The organism is Arthrobacter sp. AK01 (genome assembly GCF_021109375.1).
In the GTDB taxonomy this organism is placed as follows: domain Bacteria; phylum Actinomycetota; class Actinomycetes; order Actinomycetales; family Micrococcaceae; genus Arthrobacter.
This window is the reverse complement of record NZ_JAJOHP010000162.1, coordinates 1-324: the sequence shown is the minus strand read 5'-3', so window position 1 is coordinate 324 and position 324 is coordinate 1. Positions and strand designations below refer to the sequence as shown.

Genomic DNA, 324 nt, shown 5'->3' with positions numbered 1-324 from the left:
CGACGCCGCCACGGACTCCACCACCTCGAAATCTTCGCCACCGACGAACAAATCGAAACCCTCACCACCACCATGAACGCCGCCACCAACCCACGACTCACCAACAGCACCAGCACCAGCACCAGAACCAATAGACCAGGCACAGGCACAGGCACCAGCCCGGACCTGGACCGCCGCTCCCGGGCACAGAAACTCCTCGACGGCCTCACCGGAGCCTGCGCCCTCGCCATGACCACCGGGAAACTACCCTCCAACGGCGGACTCCGCCCCCAACTCACCGTCACCATCGACCACCGCGACCTCCTCGAACAACTCACCGGCACC

The 324-nt window shown here is 65.1% G+C and carries 1 pseudogene; it reads left to right on the top strand.

What is annotated here, in order from left to right:
* Nucleotides 1-324 (top strand): annotated as a pseudogene (locus tag LN996_RS23560) (HNH endonuclease); the annotation flags it as partial.